This is a genomic window from Pseudomonas sp. 05N36 (assembly GCF_056397385.1).
The window spans coordinates 1-603 of record NZ_JBFTNH010000059.1 but is presented as its reverse complement, the minus strand read 5'-3'; the positions used below and the strand labels follow the sequence as shown (position 1 = coordinate 603).

The window sequence follows — 603 nt, the reverse complement described above, 5'->3', positions numbered from 1 at the left end:
AGACAAGATGGCAATTATCGGATCTAATGGTACAGGAAAGACAACGTTTATTAAAAAAATTGTTCATGGGAATCATGGTATTTCATTATCGCCATCTGTCAAAATCGGTTATTTTAGCCAAAAAATAGATACATTAGAATTAGATAAGAGTATTTTAGAAAATGTTCAATCTTCTTCACAACAAAATGAAACTCTTATTCGAACTATTCTAGCTAGAATGCATTTTTTTAGAGATGATGTTTATAAACCAATAAATGTCTTAAGTGGTGGAGAGCGAGTTAAAGTAGCACTAACTAAAGTATTCTTAAGTGAAGTTAACACGTTAGTACTAGATGAACCAACAAACTTTCTTGATATGGAAGCTATAGAGGCGTTTGAATCTTTGTTAAAGGAATATAATGGCAGTATAATCTTTGTATCTCACGATCGTAAATTTATCGAAAAAGTAGCCACTCGAATAATGACAATTGATAATAAAGAAATAAAAATATTTGATGGTACATATGAACAATTTAAACAAGCTGAAAAGCCAACAAGGAATATTAAAGAAGATAAAAAACTTTTACTTGAGACAAAAATTACAGAAGTACTCAGTCGATTGAG

Annotated in this window: 1 protein-coding gene; it reads left to right on the top strand. The window is 29.9% G+C overall.

The annotated features are described in order from the left end of the window. The coding region (locus tag AC1DIH_RS28140; RefSeq protein ID WP_477774089.1) for an ATP-binding cassette domain-containing protein at positions 1-603 on the top strand (603 nt) is incomplete at both ends.